Here is a 16,621-nt window from a genome sequence, read left to right on the forward strand (position 1 = left end):
TGTTCCGTACGGGAACTTACTGCGAGACTCGAACCCGTACGGCACTCCGCTCTGAAAGGCCCTTCATGCCCCTGGCCCTGCTCGCCCTCGCCGTGGGCGCCTTCGGCATCGGTACGACCGAGTTCGTGATGATGGGGCTGCTGCCCGACGTCGCGGACGACCTGCACATCTCGATCCCCGCCGCCGGGCACCTGGTCTCGGCGTACGCGCTGGGCGTCGTCATCGGCGCCCCGCTGCTGGCGGCCGTGACCGCGCGCATGTCCCGCCGCACGGTCCTGATGGCCCTCATGTGCCTGTTCGTGGTGGGCAACGCGCTCTCCGCGCTCGCCCCCGGGAACGGCTCCCTGCTGGCCGCCCGCTTCCTCAGCGGCCTGCCGCACGGCGCCTTCTTCGGTGTGGGCGCGGTTGTCGCCACCGGGATGGTCCCGCCCGAGCGCAAGGCCCGCTCGGTGTCGCTGATGTTCCTCGGCCTGACCGTCGCCAACATCGCCGGCGTGCCCGCCGCCACCCTCATGGGCCAGCACTTCGGCTGGCGCGCGACGTTCCTGGCCGTGAGCGTGATCGGCCTGGCCGCGATCGCCTCGCTGGCCCTGCTGATCCCGCACGACCGGGAGCACGCGGCCGCGCCGGCCGGCCTGCGCGGCGAACTCGCCGCCCTGACGTCTCTGCCGGTCTGGCTGGCCCTCGGCACCACGGTGGCGGGCTTCGGCGCGCTCTTCGCGGCCTACAGTTACGTGACCCCCATGCTGACGGACACGGCCGGCTTCGCCGAGACGAACGTGACCGTGCTCCTCGCCCTCTTCGGCGTCGGCGCCACCGCGGGCAACCTGCTGGGCGGCCGCCTCGCGGACCACTCCCTGCGCGGCACCCTCTTCGGCGGCCTGGCCTCCCTCGTGGCGGTCCTGGCGCTCTTCCCGCTCCTCATGCGGACGGAAGTGAGCGCGGCCCTCGCGGTGGCCCTCCTCGGCATGGCGGCGTTCGTCACCGGGTCCCCGCTCCAGCTGATGGTGATGGAGAAGGCCGCGGCGGCCCCCTCCCTGGCCTCCTCGGCCAACCAGGCGGCCTTCAACCTGGCCAACGCGGGCGGCGCCTGGATCGGCGGCCTGGCCCTCGCGGCGGGTTTCGGTACGACGTCCCCGGCCCTCGCGGGCGCCGCCCTGGCGGTGCTGGGCCTGGGCGTGGCGAGCGTCGCATACGCGGTCGACCGCGGCCGCGAGACCCCGTCCCCCGCCCGGATCATCACCACCCACCTCCCGGAGGAAACCACGGCCCTCCACCACTGACCCCCCGCCCCCACCCCTCCGGCGTCGCGCGGCGATTGGCAGATCTGTGCCAGCGAGTGCGGGAAAAAGCGCAGGTCAGGAGGTTGGCCGGCTGGTGGGCGTGGCACAGATCTGCCCATCACCGGCTGCGGGCACGAGAAGGGGGCGTGAGGCCCAGTGGCCTCACGCCCCCTTCCGGTCAGTGGATCAGCGGGTCAGCGGGTCAGTGCTTCCTCGCGTACGACCCCACGTAGCCGTTCGCCGGGGAGCCGACGCCCGTCACGTCGTCGTAGCCCTTCACCGCGGACAGCGAGCTGTCCTTGCCCAGGCTGCGGACCGAGTACAGCAGGCCGTCCTTGGCGTTCAGGCCGTTGGCGAAGTCCACACGGGCGACCGCCAGGCCGGAGCCGGTCGGGTTGTCCGTGACGTCGTGGAAGACGCCCTTCTTGCCGTACTTGGCGTAGATCGCCGGGTTGGCGAAGCCGAGCGCCTTGCCGCCCTGCGCCTCCTGGGCCAGGGCCTGGACCGCCGCGATCACCGGAGCGGCCAGCGACGTGCCGCCGATGCGGTACTCGCTGTACCGCTCCGAGCCGTCGGGGAAGGTCTGGGTCTGGCCGACGAGGAAGCCGGTGTTCGGGTCGGCGATGGCCGCGATGTCCGGGACGACGCGGTTGCCGGCGGCGTTGTTGGCCGTGGCCAGCGCCTTCGGCACGACGTTCCGCTGGTAGTACGGCTGCGGGACCGTCTTGCTGGTGCCGCCGCCCGCGCCCGAGGTGAACGCGCCGGGGAAGCCCTCCCAGCTCTTGCCGTCGGCCGACAGGGTCGCCTTCTCGGTGCCCCAGCCGGTCTCCCACTGGTACGTGTCGCCCTTGCCGACGGCCAGCGAGGTGCCGCCGACCGCGGTCACCCACGCCGAGTTGGCCGGGGTGTCGACCTGCTTGACCCCGGAGGCCGCGGCCTGGTCGCCGTCGTCGCCGGAGGAGAAGTAGAAGCCGATGCCCTGCACCGCGCCCAGCTGGAACACCTGGTCGTAGGCGGCCGCGAGGTCCGGCGTCTGGTTGGCCTCGATGTCGCCCCAGGAGTTGGAGACGATGTCGGCCAGGTGGTTGTCGACGATCTTGCCGAGCGAGTCCAGCAGGTCGTCGTCGTAGCAGGAGGCCGCGCCCACGTACGTGACGTCGGCGGCCGGCGCGACCGCGTGCACGGCCTCGACGTCGAGGGTCTCCTCGCCGTACCAGCCGGCCGCGCCGCACTCCTCGGTCTTCGTGTAGTTCTTCGGCAGCACCTGGTGCAGCTGGCCCGTCTTCCAGGCCGCGTCACCGTTCTTCTTCGCGTACGAGGCCGCGTCGAAGGCGATCGTCGGGGAGGCGTACGCGTCCGTGATCGCGATGCGGACCTTCTTGCCGGTGTACGCGCCGGCGCCGTACGCGGCGCGCAGCTGCTTGCCGGTGTAACCCCGGACGGCGTACGGGACCTTGCTGCCGTACGCGTCCGGCAGCGTGGTCGCGACGTTCGAGCCGTAGTACGAGGAGAACGGCCCGGCATTCTTGAACACGGCGTCCGGCGGCGGCAGCTGGTCGTCGTGGTTCGACTTGTGCGGCGCGCTGTCCAGGCCGGTGACGGTCAGGACGGCGCCCTTGAGGCCGGCCGGCACGGAGGCCGTCTGCGCCGGGGCCCGGTAAGTCTTCGAGCCCTTGGCGAAGTTGTGCAGCTGGGTGCCGAACGCCTTCTCGGCGGCGGCCACGTCACCGGAGACGGCGACGTAGTGCGGGGTGACCGCGGTGATGGTCAGACCGGCCGACTTCAGCCAGGACTTGACCGCGGTGACCTGCTCCTTGGTGGCGCCGAAGCGGGTCTGCGCCTTCTTGGCGCTCAGGTACTTGCCGTACAGCGGCGAGCTCGGGTCGGACACGGCCCTGGCGTAGGCGGCGAGTCCGGCCGCGTCCTTGCCGGCCAGGTAGACGCGGGCCTTGACCTGGGCGCTGTCCGAGGTCGCGCCCTTGTCCGCCTTGGCCGTGGCCCAGAGCGGCTTGCTGCCCTTCAGAACGTCACGGGCGGGGCTGTCCGCAGCGTGTGCCGCGGGTATGCCCAGCGCCAGCGCGCCGGCGATCATGGGCAGTGTCGCTGCCATGCTCACACCGGCGCGCACGGTGGCGCGGTTGGATCTCATAGAACCCCCTGCGATGCGGTTCGCATGCACGTAGTGGCTGGTACGTCGCGGCTCCGCGCGCCGGCCCGCGGCGGTGTCGGCCGGCGAGTGGATCACACGATGGGGGCCACTCTTTCGATGAACCGTTCATGCCAGGGGAACGTGAAAGTCAAGAGAAGCTCAAGTAGCCGTCGAACAGGGCGAATTGTGCCCTTCCGTTCCTCACGGTTGCGTAACGGAAGGGCCGGGCGGCTGTTCACGGACGCGGCTCGGCTCCCCGCGCCCTGAGCATCCCGGTCATCAGCTCGATCTCCGACTGCTGCGAGTCGACCATGCCCTGCGCGAGCCGCTTCTCCACGTCGACGGTGCACTTGGCGACACAGCCCTCGGCCATGTGGATGCCGCCCTTGTGATGGGCCGTCATGAGCTGGAGGTAGAGGACCTCCGCCTGCCTGCCGTTCAGCGACTGGAGCTTTTTCAGCTCGGTGTCGGTCGCCATGCCCGGCATCAGCGCGCCGTCCTTGCCGGAGGCCATGCCGCGCATGCCCATCCAGGTCATCGGCGGGTCGGCCGACACCTTCGGCAGCTCCCACAGGTCCAGCCAGCCCAGCAGCATCCCGCGCTGGTTGGCCTGCGTCTGCGCGATGTCGTACGCGAGCCGCCGCACCTCCTCGTCCTTCGTGCGGTCCCGCACGATGTACGACATCTCGACGGCCTGCTGGTGGTGGACGGCCATGTCCCGCGCGAAGCCGGCGTCGGCCGACTCCGCGCCCGGCGTCGTCGCGTCCGGTCCGCCGGACTCCTCGGCGACCGCGTAGGTGATCGCGCCGGCCGCGACGAGCACCGCCGCCGCGGCCCCGGCGACCCAGCCGACGTACCGCCGGCTCACTTCATGACCCCGCCGGTGCACGAGGCACCCGGCTCGGGCGTCTGCCGGCCCTGCACATAGGTGGCGAAGAACTTGTCCACTTCCGGATCCTTCGCGCTCTTCACCGCCACCTGGTGGCCCCAGGCCGACAGGATCAGCGGGGCGTCCTGGTTCTCGTACGGGCTCATCAGCGAGTACGGCGTGCTCTTCACCTTGGCCGCGAGCGCGTCGACGTCCGCCTTCTGCGCCTTGCCGGTGTACGTCACCCAGACCGCGCCGTGCTCCAGCGCGTGCACGGCGTTCTCGTCCTGCACCGGCTCGGTGTAGACGTTGCCGTTGCAGTTCAGCCAGACCGGGTTGTGGTCGCCGCCGACCGGCGGGTGCATCGGGTACGTCACCTTGGACGTCACATGCGTCCGCGACAGCTTGCCCGACCAGGTCTTCACGCCGTCCGCGCCGGCGGTGAAGTGCCCGGTGTCACCCGAGCCCTTGCCGTCGTCGCTCGCGGTGGCCGAGTCCTTCTTGTCCGACTGCGCGTTCACGAGGACCACACCGCCGACGGCGAGACCGGCGACGACCACCACACTGGCGGCGATGACGAGGATCCGGTTGCGGCTCTCGCGGGCACGCTCGGCGCGCCGCATCTCCTCTATGCGCGCCTTGCGCGCCGCGGTGCTGCTGTTCTTGCCGGAACCCATGAGTCGTGTCCTTCTGGAAGGGAATGGGCGTGGACGGTGGGGCCCGCTGATCGTAGTGCGCGCAGGGCTCGCTTCCGTAGGCAGGACGCGGCAAGCGGATAATTTGAAGCCAGGATGCGCATTACCTACGCTCGGGGGTATGCGGCTGCTGCGCTCCACCGATCTGGCCCTGCGCGTCCTGATGCGCCTGGCCGTGGCCGTCGACGCCACCCCCACGACCCGCCAGGTCGCCGCCGACATGGACGTGCCCTACACGCACGCCGCGAAGGTCGTCGCCGAACTCCAGCACCTGGGCCTGGTCGACGCCCGCCGCGGCCGGGGCGGCGGTCTGGCGCTCACCGAACGGGGCCGTACGGCGTCGGTCGGCGCGGTGGTCCGCACCTTCGAGGGCGAGGGCGACGTGGTCGAGTGCGAGGGCGCGACCCCCTGCCCCCTGAACTCCGGGTGCCGGCTCCGCGGGGCCCTGCGCCGGGCCCAGGAGGCGTTCTTCGCCACGCTGGACCCGGTCACGGTCTGCGACATCGTCACCGATCCGACCGGCCCGCTGCTGCTCGGCATCACGCGCGGCCCGGCCGGGGACGGCTGCCCCCCGGGCCGGAACCGGCCGTCGGTCTAGCCCTGCGCCAGCCACAGGTCCGGCCCGAACACCTCGTAGTGGATGTCGGCCGGGGCGACGCCCTTCTCGATCAGCCGGGCGCGGACCGCGCGCATGAAGGGCAGCGGCCCGCACAGGTACGCGCGCGTGCCGGGCCGTACGTCGATGCCGGCCAGGTCGACCAGGCCGGTGCGGTGGCCCGGCCCGGCGTCCCGCTCGTAGAAGAAGTGCACGGCGGCGTCCGGCAGCTTGCCGGCGTACGCCTCGTGGTCGGCGCGCAGGGCGTGGTCGGCGGGGGAGCGGTCGCCGTGCACGACGGTGACCGGCCCGCCGTGGCCGGCGTCGGCGAGGCCGGCCAGCATCGCGATCATCGGGGTCACGCCGATGCCCGCCGAGGCGAGCAGCACCGGGGTGTCCGGGGCGGCGTCCAGCACGAGATCGCCGTACGGCTCGGACAGCTCCAGGACGTCGCCGGGCTCCACGCGCGCGTGGAGGTGGTGGGAGACCTCGCCGTCCGGCGCCGTGCCGCCGTGCACACGCTTGACGCTGAACCGGCGCTCCGCCGCGGCCGGCGCCCCGGACAGGCTGTACTGCCGTATCTGCCGGGCCCCGTCAGGCAGGGTGACACCGACGGAGACGTACTGTCCGGCGCGGAAGCCGGCCACCGGCCCGCCGTCCGCCGGCCGCACCCGGAAGCTGACGACGTCGGCGGTCTCCTCGATCCGCTCGACGACCTCCCACGCGCGCGTGCCCGGCCCGCCGCTCTCCTCGTAGAGCCGCTTCTCGACGGCGACGAGCGCGTTGGCCATCAGCCAGTAGACCTCGTCCCAGGCGGCGGCGACCCCGGGCGTGACGGCCTCGCCGAGGACCTCGGCGATCGCGGCGAAGAGGTGCTCGTGCACCACCGCGTACTGCTCGGGGGCGACGCCGAGGGAGGCGTGCTTGTGCGCGATGCGGCCGAGCAGGGCGTCCGGCCGCTGCTCCGGGTGCTCCAGCAGGTGCGTGGCGAAGGCGGCGATGGAGCCCGCGAGGGCCTGCTTCTGGGTGCCCGCGGCCTGGTTGCCGCGGTTGAACAGGTCGCGCAGCAGTTCGGGGTGGGCGGCGAAGAGGCGGGCGTAGAAGCGCTCGGTGATCTCGCCGATGGCCGCGCCGACGGCGGGCAGGGTGGCGCGGACGGTGGCTGCGGATTGCTCGGTCAGCATCGGGACTCCTCGGAGAACTCGGCTGATCGGCACGCTAGAAAACTTGCATTTAAGATGCAAATTAAACGGCCGTGGTGTCGGTCACCCGGCGAAGCGGATCGGCCATTACGGATGTCGGTGCGAACAGGCAAGATGGGCGAGAGCGCAGTACACCTGCCGTACGGGAGGCGTTCAGGGCGAGGACGCTCGGGCGATCAAGGTCCGCAACGCGCGTGAAATGGTGTTGTGGTGGGATGCTCAGGTGCCCGACCGCCTCCCGTGGTACCGGAGACAGGCGGCCTGACCAGCAAGGATGGGGAAGCGGAAGATGGACAAGCAGCAGGAGTTCGTGCTCCGGACCTTGGAGGAGCGTGACATCCGGTTCGTACGCCTGTGGTTCACGGACGTGCTGGGCTTCCTGAAGTCCGTCGCCGTGGCCCCCGCCGAGCTGGAACAGGCCTTCGACGAGGGCATCGGCTTCGACGGCTCCGCCATCGAGGGCTTCGCCCGGGTCTACGAGTCCGACATGATCGCCAAGCCGGACCCCTCCACCTTCCAGGTCCTGCCGTGGCGCGCGGAGACCCCCGGGACCGCCCGCATGTTCTGCGACATCCTCATGCCGGACGGCTCCCCCTCCTTCGCCGACCCGCGCTACGTGCTCAAGCGCGCCCTCGCCCGCACCTCCGACCTGGGCTTCACCTTCTACACCCACCCCGAGATCGAGTTCTTCCTGCTGAAGGACCGCCCGCTCGACGGCTCCCGCCCCACCCCGGCCGACAACTCGGGCTACTTCGACCACACCCCGACCAACGTCGGCATGGACTTCCGCCGCCAGGCGATCACCATGCTGGAGTCCATGGGCATCTCGGTCGAGTTCTCCCACCACGAGGGCGCGCCCGGCCAGCAGGAGATCGACCTGCGCTACGCCGACGCGCTCTCCACGGCCGACAACATCATGACGTTCCGCCTGGTCATGAAGCAGGTGGCCCTGGAGCAGGGAGTCCAGGCGACGTTCATGCCCAAGCCCTTCTCCGAGCACCCGGGCTCCGGCATGCACACGCACCTCTCCCTCTTCGAGGGCGACCGCAACGCGTTCTACGAGTCCGGCTCGGAGTACCAGCTCTCCAAGGTCGGCCGCTCCTTCATCGCGGGCCTGCTCAAGCACGCGGCGGAGATCTCCGCGGTCACCAACCAGTGGGTGAACTCCTACAAGCGCATCTGGGGCGGCTCCGAGCGCACGGCGGGCGCCGGCGGCGAGGCCCCCTCGTACATCTGCTGGGGCCACAACAACCGCAGCGCCCTGGTCCGCGTCCCGATGTACAAGCCCGGCAAGACGGGCTCCGCCCGCGTGGAGGTCCGCTCCCTCGACACCGGCGCCAACCCGTACCTGGCCTACGCCCTCCTCCTGGCGGCCGGCCTGAAGGGCATCGAGGAGGGGTACGAACTCCCGCCCGGCGCCGAGGACGACGTCTGGGCGCTCTCCGACGCCGAGCGCCGCGCGATGGGCATCGAGCCCCTGCCGCAGAACCTCGGCGAGGCCCTGACCCTCATGGAGCGCAGCGACCTGGTCGCCGAGACCCTCGGCGAGCACGTCTTCGACTTCTTCCTGCGCAACAAGCGCGCCGAGTGGCACGAGTACCGCTCCGAGGTCACCGCGTTCGAGCTGCGCAAGAACCTGCCGGTGCTGTAGGCGCAGGCCGGAGCGTGTTTCCGCGCGCGTCCGCCGGGGGGCCGTCGGTCGTCGACCGACGGCCCCCCGGCGTATCACTTCGTGCGTGCGTCGGCTTCCCGGCAGCGGTGTTATCAAGGGTGTATGGAAGTATTTTCCGGGCGCCCACGGGGTCCGGAACGGCATCCGCTCGGCGGGGGCTCGCGCGCACGTCGCGCCTCCCGGCCGGACCGGCGCAGTGTGGCCGGTCAGGTGCTCCTTCTCCAGGTCGTGATCGTGGTCCTGCTGGTCGTGGCCGCCGTGGTGGGCATGGTGCTCCAGGCGGCGAACGACGCCCTGCAGCAGGGGCGCAGGGAGTCGATCGTCGCGGCGCAGACGTTCGCGAGCGCTCCCGGCACGGCCGAGGCGCTGCGGAGCCCGGACCCGACGGCGGTGCTCCAGCCCCGGGCCGAGGAGGCGCGCAAGCGTGCGGGCGTGGACTTCGTCATCGTCATGAACACGGACGGGATCCGTTATACGTATCCCTACCCGCGGGAGATCGGAAAGAAGTTCGTCGGCACCATCGAACCGGCGCTGAAGGGCGATACCGTCGTCGAGCAGGCCGGCGGGCCGCCCCTGCCCGCGGGCAGGGGGACGGACGTGCAGGCGGTGGTCCCGGTGACCGACTCGCACGGCGCGGTGGTCGGCCTGGTCTCCGCCGGAATCACGGTCAGGAACGTGGCGGCGCTGTGGCTGCCGGATCTGTCGATCATCCTGGGCAGCGGCGTGGCCGCGCTGGCGCTGGCCGTGGCGGGAACGACGCTGGTGTCCCGGCGGCTGCGGCGGCAGACGCGCGGCATGGCCCCGGCGGAGCTGGCGGAGCTGTACCGGCACCACGCCGCGGTCCTGCACGCGGTGCGGGAAGGACTGTTGATCACCGACGCCGACGGGCGACTGCTGATGGCCAACGACGAGGCGACACGGCTGCTCGGACTGCCGGCGGACGTGCGGGGGCGTCCGGTGCGGGAGCTGGGACTGCCGGAGCCGATCACGCGCCTGCTGACGTCGCCGGAGGCGGTCACCGATGAGGTCTGCCGCGCGGGGGACCGGTTGCTGGCGGTGAACAAGCGGCCGACGTACCCGCAGGCCGAGTCGGAGGGCAGCGTGGTGACTCTGCGGGACACCACGGAGCTGGCGGCGGTCACGGGGCGGGCCGAGGTCGCGCGGGAGCGGCTGAAGCTGCTGTACGAGGCCGGGGTGGGGATCGGGACCACGCTGGACGTGGAGCGTACGGCCCAGGAGCTCGCCGACGTGGCGGTGCCGCAGTTCGCCGACCTCGTGACGGTGGACCTGCTCGAAGCGGTGCTGCGGGGGTGGGAGCCCACGGCGGAGGGCTGGCGGCATCTGCGCCGGGCGGCGATCGGTGGTGACCGGCGGATGATCCCGGTGTATCCGCGGGGCCAGCTGGTCTCGTTCTCGCGCCGGACTCCGCAGATGCGGGCGCTGCAGGAGCCACGGGTGACGCTCGAGGCGGACCTGCGGCAGGCACAGGGCTGGCGGGAACAGGATCCGGAGCGTGCCGCGAGGGCGCTGGAGCGCGGGTTGCGGTCACTGGTGGCCGTGCCGCTGCGGGCGCGCGACGTGACGCTGGGCGTGGCGAACTTCTACCGGATGGCGGGTTCCGCGGCGTTCGAGTCGGATGACCTCACCTTCGCGGAGGAACTGGCCGCGCGGGCGGCGGTGGCCATCGACAACGCCCGGAGGTTCACCCGGGAGCACGCGATGGCGGTGACGCTGCAGCGCAGCCTGCTGCCGCGGCGGCAGCCGGAGCAGGACGCGCTGGAGGTGGCCTGGCGGTACCTGCCCGCGGAGGCCGGGGTGGGCGGGGACTGGTTCGACGTCATCCCGCTTCCGGGCGCGCGCGTGGCTCTGGTGATGGGTGATGTCGTCGGTCACGGGCTGCACGCGGCGGCGACGATGGGCCGGCTGCGCACCGCGGTGCACAACTTCTCCACCCTGGACCTGCCCGTGGACGAGGTGCTCGGGAACCTGGACGACCTGGTCGTCCGCATGGACAACGAGGAGAACACGGACGATGCCAGGGAGGGCCAGGAAGGCGAGGGCGTGACCGGAGCGACCTGCCTCTACGCGGTCTACGACCCGGTGACGGAGATCTGCACGATGGCCCGTGCGGGGCATCCACAGCCGGTGGTGGTGCGCCCGGACGGGACGGTCACCTGTCCTGACGTGCCGGCCTCGGCGCCGCTCGGTCTGGGCGGCTACCCCTTCGAGACCGTGGAACTGTCCCTGCCGGAGGGTTCGCAACTGGTGCTGTACACCGACGGGCTCGTGGAGGACCGTACCCACGACATCGACGTCGGGATGGAGCGACTGCGCCGGGCGCTGGGCGGGTCCGGGGGCCGCACGCCGGAGCAGACGTGCCAAGCGGTGATGGACTCGTTGAAGCCGTCGCACTCCTCCGACGACATCGCGCTGCTGACGGCACGTACCCGCAAGTTCCCGCGCTCGGACGTGGCCGTGTGGGAGGTGCCGTCGGATCCGGCGGTGGTTCCCTCGGTACGGGCGCGCTGCCGGGAGAGGTTGCTGGAGTGGGGGCTGGAGGAGGCGGCGTTCGCCACGGAGCTGATCATCAGCGAGCTGGTCACGAACGCGATCCGGTACGGCTCGCCGCCGGTCGGCGTACGGCTGCTCCACGGACGTTCTCTGGTCTGCGAGGTGTCGGACGGAAGCGGCACGTCGCCGCGCGTGCGGCGGGCGGCCACCACCGACGAAGGCGGGCGGGGGCTGTTCCTGGTGGCGCAGTTCGCCCAGCGATGGGGGACGCGGTACACCTCTCACGGCAAGGTCATCTGGACGGAGCAGTTTCTTCAGGACGGCGCGTCCGCCGCCTCGGGCCTCGTCCCGGTCGACTTCCTTCTCGACCAGTTCGATGAGCCCGGCCTGTGAGCCGGCGCCGAGGAGGGGAGGCCGTCCGGTGGCGCGCCGGGGCTACTGGCCGGTGATGTTGACCATCCATGTGATGCCGAACCTGTCCGTGCACATGCCGAACACATCGCCCCACATCTGCTTCTCCAGGGGCACGGACACGGTGGCGCCGTCGGACAGCTTGTCCCAGTAGCCCCGCAGCTCGTCCGCGTCGTCGCCGCTCAGGCTCACCGCGATGTTGTTGCCGGGGGTGCGTTCCATGCCCGGCGGACTGTCGGCGCCCATCAGCGTGAACCCGCCGGTGGTCTCCAGCATGCCGTGCATGATCTTGTCGGCGTGTCCGGGGGGCGCCTCGGAGCCGAACTCGCCGAAGGTGTGGACGGCCAGACTGCCGCCGAAGACCTCCTGGTAGAACTCCAGGGCCTGCTTCGCGTCACCGGCGAAGCTGATGTACGGATTGAGACGAGAGGCCACTTTCAAACCTTTCGCTGCGAATGGTCGGGTCGGTCAGCCTACGTCCACGACCCGGCCGCTTCGACTCGCCACCCCGCACCCCCCGCCGGGCCTCAGGGCAGGTACGCCGGTGACACGGCGGCCGGGCCGATTCGCCGGGGCCTGCCCGAGCCGTCGGCCGGGACCTCGTACAGATCGGCGCCGTAGTCGCCCGGGAGCGCGTACACGACCGTCCGCGCGTCCCGCCACACCGCCTGGTCGTCCACACTGCGCGGCTCGGCCAGCGGGGTCTCCCGCATCGTGCGCAGGTCCAGGACGTACAGCCGCCAGGGGGCGTCCTTCGGCAGGCCCTCGACCCGCTTCTTGTACGCGATCCGCGTGCCGTCGGGCGACAGGGACGGGCACTCGACGTTCTCGTGCACGGTGGTGACCGTACGGGCCCGAAGGTCGCCGCGGACCAGGTGGGTGTGCCCCCGCGTCGCCAGCGTCGCGTAGAACGTACGGTCGTCGTCCGCGAAGGTCACGCCCCAGAAGTTGACGTCCGCCGCCCGGTAGGGATGCCCGTCCCTGACGATCCGGAAGGTCTCCAGGGAGGGGATCAGCTCCCCGCTGCGGGTGTCCACGACGGCCGCTCGGGTGGAGAAGTCCGTGCCGGCGTACGAGTCGCCGCCCACGAACGCCGTCCAGGCCGCGAAGTGCCCGGTGGGGGAGACCCGGGCGCGGGACGGGATGCCCGGGACGTCGTAGCGGTCGACGGTCCGCAGACGGGCGTCCAGGATCAGCGCGCGGTAGGTGTCCGAGAGCGGCCCGTGCACGGCCTGCAGGCACACCCCGGTGCCCGAAGCCGCGTAGAAACGCAGGCACTTGAGGCCGGAGGCGGTGCGCGGTCCGCCCGGATCCGCGGCCGGCACGCTCGTCAGCTCGTCCCGGTGCGGCCCCCACGCCATGTTCCGGAACACCAGCCGCCCGGAGTCCTTCAGCGTCACCGTCCCCGGCGTGACCCGCGGGCCGCCCGCCTGCGTGTGGTCACGGCGGTCCGCGCGCGCGGAGGCGTGCAGCACGGACGCCAGCCCGACCGCCGCCAGTACGGCGACGGCCGCGACCAGGATCAGGACACGGTTGCGTACGGTCATGCGGTCACCGTCTCCTTCGTTCCGTTCGTGTTCTCGGGGCGCATCCCGAGGGAGAACGCGGCGCAGGCGGCCAGCGCCACCGCCGCCCCCGCCAGCGCCGCCCGGTCGCCCCACATCGTCCAGGCCGCGCCGAACAGCAGCGAGCAGGCGAACCGGGTCAGGGCCTGCCCGGTCTGCACGACGGCCAGTCCGGACGAGCGCAGCCCCTCCGGCACGCTGTCCGAGGCCGCCGCCATCAGCACCCCGTCGGTCGCCGCGTAGAAGGCGCCGTGCAGGGCGAGGACGAGATACGGCAGACCCGTGCCGTGCCAGGAGGTCAGCAGCAGGAGGTAGGCGAGGAGCAGGGTGCCGTGGCCGGCCAGAAAGACCGTCCACCGGCCCACCCGGTCCGCGAGCCGGCCGAGCGGCACCGCCAGCAGCAGGAACGTGGCGGCCGTCCCCAGGGGCAGCAGCGCGAACCAGCGGTCGGGGACGCCGAGTCGGCGCTGGAGCAGCAGGTAGACGAAGGAGTCGCTGACCGTGGCGAGCCCCAGCAGCAGCGCGCAGACGGTGACCCGGCGCAGGTCGCGGCCGCCCAGCAGGGTGAGAGCCGCACGGATCGTGGGGCGTACGGCCGGTTCCGGGCCGCTCGGCGCCCCCCGCCCGCCCGGTACGAACAGGACCAGCACCAGGACGCCGAGCACGGCCACGCAGAAGCTGACGGTGAACACCGCGTCGTAGCCGTCGACGGTGGCCCGCAGGATCCAGAACGCCGCCAGCGGCCCGAGCAGGGCGCCGGCCGTGTCCATCGCCCGGTGCACCCCGAAGGCCCGTCCCCGCGTCTCCGGCGTGCTGGACAGCGAGATCAGCGCGTCCCGCGGGGCCGTCCGCAGCCCCTTGCCCGTCCGGTCGGCGGCGAGCACCAGCCCGATCGGGGTCAGCGCGTGCGCCATCAGCAGCAGCGGCTTGCACGCGGCCGAGATGCCGTAGCCCAGCCCCGCGACCCACTTGTGCCGCCCGCCGCCCCGGTCGGCGAGGTGGCCGCCCGCCAGGCGCACGAGCGCCGAGAACCCGTTGTAGATGCCGTCCAGCAGTCCGAAGCCCAGCGGGGACAGGCCGAGCCCGGTCACCAGGTACAGCGGCAGCACCGCCGTCACCATCTCCGACGAGACGTCGGTGACCAGACTCACCGTCCCCAGCGCGACCACGGTCGGCGCGACCGCGGCACGGCGCCGCCCGGCGGGGGGCCGGACGGCACCATGAGCGGACGTGCTGGCGCGGCTGTCCGCTACGTACACGTCAGGACGCCCAGATGCCGGTGATGTCCTTGGCGGATGCCGCGTTGCCCGCGTGCGTGGTCAGGCCCTGGGTGTCCTCCAGGGTGCGCAGCAGGTCGTAGTGGTTGTACGTGGTCGCCGAGCTCGAACCGGCGGTGACGGGCTGCCCGTAGAACACGGTCGGGATCCGGTTGCCGCTCAGCCGGTTGTCCTCGTCGAACGTCACGACGAGCAGGCTGTTGTGGGTCTTGGCCCACGTCGCGTAGGCGCCCAGGTTGTTCTTGAGCCAGGTGTCACCGCTGGACACCGAGCAGTCGTGCATGTCGCTGCACAGGTTCGGCACCACGAACGACAGCTGCGGCAGCGTCGAGTAGTCCGCCGGGAACTGCGCGAAGGTCTTGGCGCTCGACGTCGGCACATTGCTGAAACCGAACCAGGGGTTGTGCTTGCGCGCGTACTTGCCGCTGCTGCAGGTCGTGGCCCCCTGGCTGGGCAGGGTCTCGTTGTAGCTGGCCCAGCTGCGCCCGGCGGCGATCTGCTCGGAGGCGAGGTTGGGCGCCGACGAGAAGCCCGGGGTGTAACAGCTGTCGTCGGTGATGCCCTGCGTCGAACCGGAGAACAGCGCGAAGTAGTTGGGCTGGCTCGGGTGGGTCTCGCCGTACGACTGCGAGAGGTTGGCGCCTCCCGCCTTCAGCGAGTTGATGTAGGGCGCGCTGGAGGAGCCGATGACCTGGCTGTAGGCATGGTTCTCGAAGACCACGACGACGACGTGGTCCGGGCTGGGCACGGCGCCCGCGGCGTGCGCGGAGCCCTCACCGACCCCGGTCCACACCCCGACCGCGGCCGCGGCGAAGGCCGCCGCGGCCGCCACGACGGTACGGGCACGGCGGTACACAGAACTGCCGGACACATCAACCTCCGGGTTTGGATGGACGGCTGGCGGTGCGGACAGAGCATGCACACGCCAATATTCCCGCGCCCCACGCAAGCCAACCTCACGGGTGAAGACCGGATGAACGACGGGTACTGGCGCTTTCATGACGGACGTCCTCATCGGCACCTGCGGCTGGACCGATCCGGCACTGCTCCGCAGTGGCTGGTACCCACCCGGTCACCGGGACGCCGAAAGGCGCCTGCGCCACTACGCGACCCGTTTCCCGCTGGCGGAAGCCGACTCCCCGTACTACGCCCTGCCCACCGCCCGCACCACGGCCCTCTGGGCGGACCGCACGCCGCCCGGATTCCGCTTCGACGTCAAGGCGTTCTCCCTCCTCACCGGCCACCCCACCCGCCCCGCCGCACTCCCCCCGGACCTCCGCGGCCACCCCCGGGACGAGGCCCTGCGCGCCGAGATCTGGACCCGCTACGCCGAAGCGCTGGCCCCCTTGCGCGACGCCGGCCGCCTGGGCACCCTCCTCTTCCAGTACCCGCCCTCCCTCACGCCCGGACCGGAGGCCGAGTCCTTCATCCGCACCGCCCGGGAACGCGCCCACGGCTGGCCGTTCGCCGTCGAGTTCCGCAATCCCGCCTGGTGGGAGACCGGCCGCACGGCGTCCTTCCTGAGCGACCTGGACGCCACGGCCGTGGCCACGGACACCCACGAGGGCATGTCACCGGTCCCCGTCACCACCTCCCGCCTGGCGGTGATCCGCTTTCACGGCCGCAGCCCGCTCTGGCGGACGGGCACGAAGGAGGACCGCTTCCGGCACACCTACACCGACCGGGAACTCGCCGAATGGCTGCCCCGCATCCGCCCGCTGACCGCGCGGACCAAGGAACTCCACCTCCTCTTCAACAACTGCTGCGCGGACGCGGCGGTCAAGGCGGCGGAGGTGATGCGGGACCTGCTCGCCCCCTCGCATGCGTGATGCGGCCGCACCCGGTTCGCGGCAAAGGTGATCAGGGTCATAGTCGAACCTGTTCGCGAGCCACCCGCGAGGCTCTCTCTATAGGTTGGTTACGACCAAGTAGGCCTGTTCTCAGGGGGATTCATGCGTAAGAGCCTTACGGGCAAGCGCAAACTCGCGGTCGTGGGGGTGCTGACCGCCGTCACCATCGGTGTTCCCGCGGTGACCGCTGTCGCGGCCGAGATCAACACCAGTAGGCTTCCGTTCTCGATCGCCACCGGCGGCAGCGCGGAGGACGACGACCGCTGGAAGGGCAGCGGCAGCGGCCACGCCAAGCCGTGCGGCGACGTCCCGGTGAACGACACCAGGACCTTCAGCGTGTACATCTACCAGGACAAGAGCTTCCGCCCCGACCCGCAGATCGCCGGCACGTCCCGCAGCTACAGGCAGGCATACGGCTGTGGCTCGTACAAGGGCACGAGCACCGGCGGCAAGTACTACACCAAGGCCAGCTGGGCCGGCATCCCCGGCAGCAGGGCCTACGGTTTCGCCAGTGCCGAGAACTGACCGGGGCTCAGGAACCAC

At 71.5% G+C, this 16,621-nt stretch carries 14 protein-coding genes; 6 read left to right on the forward strand and 8 right to left on the reverse strand.

The genetic code is table 11. The features are described 5' to 3' along the window. Window positions 1-65 precede the first annotated feature (65 nt). Window positions 66-1,283 (forward strand): MFS transporter, encoded by a 1,218-nt coding sequence (locus FHS34_RS03990; protein WP_184961021.1) that lies wholly within the window; start codon window positions 66-68, stop codon window positions 1,281-1,283. Between the two features lie 202 nt (window positions 1,284-1,485). On the opposite strand, the gene FHS34_RS03995 is transcribed toward FHS34_RS03990, so the two are convergent. The 3 genes from FHS34_RS03995 to FHS34_RS04005 all read right to left on the reverse strand — a co-directional run bounded on the left by FHS34_RS03995 (window position 1,486) and on the right by FHS34_RS04005 (window position 4,977). Next, on the reverse strand, window positions 1,486-3,432 hold the full coding sequence (locus tag FHS34_RS03995) for a S53 family peptidase (protein WP_184961023.1): 1,947 nt from the start codon (window positions 3,430-3,432) through the stop codon (window positions 1,486-1,488). A gap of 235 nt (window positions 3,433-3,667) precedes the next feature. Next, on the reverse strand, window positions 3,668-4,300 hold the full coding sequence (locus tag FHS34_RS04000; protein ID WP_184961025.1) for a DUF305 domain-containing protein: 633 nt from the start codon (window positions 4,298-4,300) through the stop codon (window positions 3,668-3,670). Next, entirely contained in the window at window positions 4,297-4,977 is a 681-nt protein-coding gene (locus tag FHS34_RS04005) for a thioredoxin-like domain-containing protein (RefSeq protein ID WP_184961027.1), read from the reverse strand. The genes FHS34_RS04000 and FHS34_RS04005 overlap by 4 nt, the downstream gene beginning before the upstream one ends. 139 nt (window positions 4,978-5,116) lie before the next feature. Between FHS34_RS04005 and FHS34_RS04010 the strand changes: the two genes are divergently transcribed. Continuing rightward, complete coding sequence (locus tag FHS34_RS04010; RefSeq protein ID WP_184961029.1) at window positions 5,117-5,593, forward strand: RrF2 family transcriptional regulator; 477 nt, start codon at window positions 5,117-5,119, stop codon at window positions 5,591-5,593. Here FHS34_RS04010 and FHS34_RS04015 read toward each other — a convergent pair. Then, window positions 5,590-6,774 carry a globin domain-containing protein gene (locus FHS34_RS04015; RefSeq protein WP_184961031.1) on the reverse strand — a complete coding sequence of 395 codons (1,185 nt, stop codon included), beginning with the start codon at window positions 6,772-6,774 and terminating at the stop codon, window positions 5,590-5,592. The two genes, FHS34_RS04010 and FHS34_RS04015, sit on opposite strands and share 4 nt — an antisense overlap. A 307-nt stretch (window positions 6,775-7,081) precedes the next feature. On the opposite strand from FHS34_RS04015, the gene glnA2 reads away from it, so the two are divergent. Both glnA2 and FHS34_RS04025 read left to right on the forward strand, forming a co-directional pair. Further along, entirely contained in the window at window positions 7,082-8,443 is a 1,362-nt protein-coding gene (glnA2, locus tag FHS34_RS04020) for a gamma-glutamylpolyamine synthetase GlnA2 (protein WP_184961033.1), read from the forward strand. Window positions 8,444-8,566: 123 nt separating this feature from the next. Continuing rightward, entirely contained in the window at window positions 8,567-11,368 is a 2,802-nt protein-coding gene (locus tag FHS34_RS04025; RefSeq protein WP_184961035.1) for a SpoIIE family protein phosphatase, read from the forward strand. 42 nt (window positions 11,369-11,410) lie between these two features. Here the strand turns inward: FHS34_RS04025 and FHS34_RS04030 are convergent, their stop codons facing one another. From FHS34_RS04030 to FHS34_RS04045, 4 genes are all read right to left on the reverse strand, one after another. After that, on the reverse strand, window positions 11,411-11,821 hold the full coding sequence (locus FHS34_RS04030; protein WP_184961037.1) for a VOC family protein: 411 nt from the start codon (window positions 11,819-11,821) through the stop codon (window positions 11,411-11,413). Window positions 11,822-11,913: 92 nt separating this feature from the next. Beyond that, window positions 11,914-12,933: a TolB family protein gene (locus FHS34_RS04035; protein ID WP_184961039.1), complete on the reverse strand. Its 1,020-nt coding sequence runs from the start codon at window positions 12,931-12,933 to the stop codon at window positions 11,914-11,916. Then, window positions 12,930-14,210 carry an MFS transporter gene (locus FHS34_RS04040; protein WP_184961041.1) on the reverse strand — a complete coding sequence of 427 codons (1,281 nt, stop codon included), beginning with the start codon at window positions 14,208-14,210 and terminating at the stop codon, window positions 12,930-12,932. Before FHS34_RS04040 ends, FHS34_RS04035 begins: the two co-directional genes overlap by 4 nt. Before the next feature lies 1 nt (window position 14,211). Then, window positions 14,212-15,099: an alkaline phosphatase family protein gene (locus tag FHS34_RS04045; protein WP_184961043.1), complete on the reverse strand. Its 888-nt coding sequence runs from the start codon at window positions 15,097-15,099 to the stop codon at window positions 14,212-14,214. Between the two features lie 127 nt (window positions 15,100-15,226). On the opposite strand from FHS34_RS04045, the gene FHS34_RS04050 reads away from it, so the two are divergent. Then, window positions 15,227-16,057, forward strand: coding sequence for a DUF72 domain-containing protein (locus tag FHS34_RS04050; protein ID WP_184961045.1), 831 nt, complete (start codon window positions 15,227-15,229; stop codon window positions 16,055-16,057). A gap of 123 nt (window positions 16,058-16,180) precedes the next feature. Next, window positions 16,181-16,603, forward strand: coding sequence for a hypothetical protein (locus FHS34_RS04055; protein ID WP_184961047.1), 423 nt, complete (start codon window positions 16,181-16,183; stop codon window positions 16,601-16,603). Window positions 16,604-16,621 lie beyond the last annotated feature (18 nt).

Origin of the sequence: Streptomyces echinatus, assembly GCF_014203595.1 — a bacterium.
Taxonomy (GTDB): Bacteria; Actinomycetota; Actinomycetes; order Streptomycetales; family Streptomycetaceae; genus Streptomyces; species Streptomyces echinatus.

What these genes read in the sequence shown, in the direction of transcription:
- FHS34_RS03990 (WP_184961021.1), top strand. Translation starts at nt 66, where the DNA reads ATGCCCCTGGCCCTGCTCGCCCTCGCCGTGGGCGCCTTCGGCATCGGT.
- FHS34_RS03995 (WP_184961023.1), bottom strand. Translation starts at nt 3,432, where the DNA reads ATGAGATCCAACCGCGCCACCGTGCGCGCCGGTGTGAGCATGGCAGCG.
- FHS34_RS04005 (WP_184961027.1), bottom strand. Translation starts at nt 4,977, where the DNA reads ATGGGTTCCGGCAAGAACAGCAGCACCGCGGCGCGCAAGGCGCGCATA.
- FHS34_RS04010 (WP_184961029.1), top strand. Translation starts at nt 5,117, where the DNA reads ATGCGGCTGCTGCGCTCCACCGATCTGGCCCTGCGCGTCCTGATGCGC.
- FHS34_RS04015 (WP_184961031.1), bottom strand. Translation starts at nt 6,774, where the DNA reads ATGCTGACCGAGCAATCCGCAGCCACCGTCCGCGCCACCCTGCCCGCC.
- glnA2 (WP_184961033.1), top strand. Translation starts at nt 7,082, where the DNA reads ATGGACAAGCAGCAGGAGTTCGTGCTCCGGACCTTGGAGGAGCGTGAC.
- FHS34_RS04025 (WP_184961035.1), top strand. Translation starts at nt 8,567, where the DNA reads ATGGAAGTATTTTCCGGGCGCCCACGGGGTCCGGAACGGCATCCGCTC.
- FHS34_RS04035 (WP_184961039.1), bottom strand. Translation starts at nt 12,933, where the DNA reads ATGACCGTACGCAACCGTGTCCTGATCCTGGTCGCGGCCGTCGCCGTA.
- FHS34_RS04050 (WP_184961045.1), top strand. Translation starts at nt 15,227, where the DNA reads ATGACGGACGTCCTCATCGGCACCTGCGGCTGGACCGATCCGGCACTG.
- FHS34_RS04055 (WP_184961047.1), top strand. Translation starts at nt 16,181, where the DNA reads ATGCGTAAGAGCCTTACGGGCAAGCGCAAACTCGCGGTCGTGGGGGTG.